This window comes from Dietzia sp. Cai40, from assembly GCF_014145165.1.
In the GTDB taxonomy this organism is placed as follows: Bacteria; Actinomycetota; Actinomycetes; order Mycobacteriales; family Mycobacteriaceae; genus Dietzia; species Dietzia natronolimnaea.
On record NZ_JAALEB010000176.1, the window covers coordinates 1 to 2,648 of the forward strand.

4 protein-coding genes are annotated in these 2,648 nt (G+C 69.6%); all 4 read right to left on the reverse strand.

The genetic code is table 11. The annotated features are described in order from the left end of the window. A partial coding sequence (locus G6022_RS07735; protein WP_182638689.1) for a translation initiation factor IF-2 N-terminal domain-containing protein occupies positions 1 to 245 on the reverse strand: 245 nt, incomplete at its 3' end. Between the two features lie 166 nt (positions 246 to 411). After that, entirely contained in the window at positions 412 to 714 is a 303-nt protein-coding gene (locus G6022_RS07740) for a YlxR family protein (protein ID WP_179525436.1), read from the reverse strand. 140 nt (positions 715 to 854) lie between these two features. Beyond that, on the reverse strand, positions 855 to 1,841 hold the full coding sequence (gene nusA, locus G6022_RS07745) for a transcription termination factor NusA (protein WP_179525437.1): 987 nt from the start codon (positions 1,839 to 1,841) through the stop codon (positions 855 to 857). After that, a complete protein-coding gene (locus G6022_RS07750; protein ID WP_182638688.1) occupies positions 1,838 to 2,383 on the reverse strand; it encodes a ribosome maturation protein RimP in 546 nt (181 codons plus the stop codon). Before G6022_RS07750 ends, nusA begins: the two co-directional genes overlap by 4 nt. Between the last annotated feature and the right edge of the window lie 265 nt (positions 2,384 to 2,648).

Consider the following 2,648-nt stretch of genomic DNA (forward strand, 5'->3'; position numbering starts at 1 on the left):
GCCGGCGTGGGCGCCGCGCCGGGCTTCGGCGCCGCGGGTCCACCGGAGCCGGGGCTCGACGGCGCGGAGTCGACTCCACCGTCGGACGGTGCGTGCGACGCCCGGAGACGTCGGACCACCGGGGCCTCGAGGGTCGACGATGCGGATTTGACGAACTCTCCCTGATCGCGGAGTTTCGTCAGAAGTTCTTTACTGGTGATACCGAACTCTTTTGCCAGCTCGTGTACCCGGGGCTTGCCTGCCACTGCTCTCCTCACTGCGAGGTCTTCACGGCAGGGCTGGCCGCGCGACCTCGGTCTACATTCGATGGACGTTCATCGCTGGAACTTCACGGTGTGCTCATCGTGTCTGGTCCGTTCCTTCTCTTGTGCTCCCCCGGTCGGCCCATGCGGCCGACGGGTGGTCTCGTGCTCACGACGATAGCGTCTCGAGCACCTCCGAGATCGCATCCTGGGACACGTTCCCGGCGACCCGCAGGGACCTGGTGAAGGCCTTGCGGTCGAGTGCTGTCGCGATGCACCGCTCGTCACGGTGCACCCAGGCTCCCCGCCCGACCGCTCGCCGGTCGGGGTCCGGCGAGAGGGCTGACGCCCGCGGATCGTGAACGATCCGCAGTAACCGGGAATCGGAATCCCGGCGGCGACAGCCGACGCAGGTCCTCACCGGACCCGGCACCTCGGCCGAGCCCTTCTGCTGGTCGTGATGCACCCGCATGAGGCCGCCTCGGTTTCTCGCCGTCCCTCCCACGCGAGTGGGTGGACGTGAAGTCACTGTGACATCTGGTGAGTCTACAGGTCGTTGACTATCGACACTAACGGCGCGCCCGACCGCGTGGACCGCGACCGTGCCGGACGTCACTCCGCGTCGCTGTGGATGTCGATCCGCCACTGCGTCAGCCGGTGGGCCAGGCGGGCGTTCTGCCCCTCCTTGCCGATCGCCAACGAGAGCTGGTAATCGGGGACCACGACGCGCGCAGCCCTCGTCTCGGCGTCCGCGACGGTCACGGAGATGACCTTCGCCGGAGAGAGCGCGTTACCCACGAACACCGTGGGGTCCTCGTCGAAGTCGACGATGTCGATCTTCTCTCCGTTGAGTTCCGCCATCACCGCCCGGACCCGGGCGCCGTTCGGCCCGATGCAGGCGCCCTTGGCGTTGAGGCCCGACACCGTCGTCTCCACGGCGATTTTGGTCCGGTGTCCGGCCTCGCGGGCGATCGCCGAGATCCGGACGGATCCGTCACCGATCTCCGGTACCTCCAGGGCGAAGAGTCCACGGACGAGATCGGGGTGGGTTCGCGACAGGGAGACGGAGGCACCGTGCGGCCCCTTGTGCACCCCCACGACGTGGCACTTGATGCGGTCGCCGTGCTGGTAGGTCTCGCCCGGGACCTGCTCGGCCGGTGCGATGGTGCCCTCGGTACCGCCGTTCTCGGGCCCGATGTGCACGACGACGATCCCCCGCGCGTTCGCACGGGAATCCGACTGGATGACCCCGCTGACCACCTCGCCCTCACGGGCGACCAGGTCGCCGTAGATCCGCTCGGTCTCGGCCTCGCGCAGGCGTTGCAGGATGATCTGCCGGGCCGTCGCCGCGGCCACCCGGCCGAAATCGGACGGGGTGGCGTCGAACTCGCCGATCCGATTGCCCTCGTCGTCTACCTCGGCCGCCATGACCGCGACGGTCCCGGCCTTCCGGTCGAGTTGGATCCGCGCGACGCGGTGCGCGTCATCGGTGCGCTTGTACGCGGTGAGCAGTGCGTTCTCCAGCGTCCGCACCAGGTCGTCCAGCGGGATCTCCCGCTCCTGGGACAACATGTTCAGCGCCGCCATGTCGATGTTCAACTGTCTTCTCCTTCTCGCACGCCACGTCCGGGGTCCGCGGGCTCCGACAGGAGGGCGAGTTCGTCCTCCGGAGCGGGCCGGAACTCGACCCGGATCACAGCGCGTGCCACGTCGTCCAACGGTACCGAGTCCACACGCATCCCACGACCCGACCTGCGGACCAGACGTACGGTCCCCTTCTCCTCGTCGAGGTCTCCGATCCGCCCGCGGGCGGGGCCGGTGACACCGTCGACGTAACTCACGTCGACCTGACGCCCGCGCGCCCGCCTCCAGTGCCTGGGTGCCTCGAGCGGGGCGCCCACGCCGCGGCTCGTCACCTCGAACGTCACGGCCCGGTCGGGCCCACCCCACTGTTCGGCGAGGTCGTCGAGGTCGGTGGACAGCGTCGCGAGATCGTCCAGTGTGACACCGGAGTCGCCGTCAACGACCACGGTCACGTGCCAGTCGGCGGCCCGTGAATCCTCCCGGATCTCCTCGAGTTCGAGTCCACGGTCGGCGACCGCTCTACGGATATGGGCCCTGTCGGGCTCGGGGACGATCACGTTGCTCCTGGCGTCGCTGCTGGTGGGTGCCGATCCGGATTGCGGACGGGCCGGATCACTGTACCGCCCCCGGTCCGGCGGCCGACGGGCCCTGGCAGGATGTCGGGGTGCCCGTTTCCTCCACCACCCCCGTGTCGCGCCGACGGTTCGTCGCGGTGACGGCGGTCGCCACCGGAGTGGCGGCCGCCGGGGGTTGCGCCCTGCCCCTGGTCGACGACGAGCCGGACCCCCTGGTGCCGTTGGCCGCGGCCGCTGCCCGCGACGC

Bases quoted from the DNA above. Each gene is read 5' to 3' on its own strand.
- G6022_RS07740 (WP_179525436.1), bottom strand. From the start codon at position 714: ATGCGGGTGCATCACGACCAGCAGAAGGGCTCGGCCGAGGTGCCGGGT.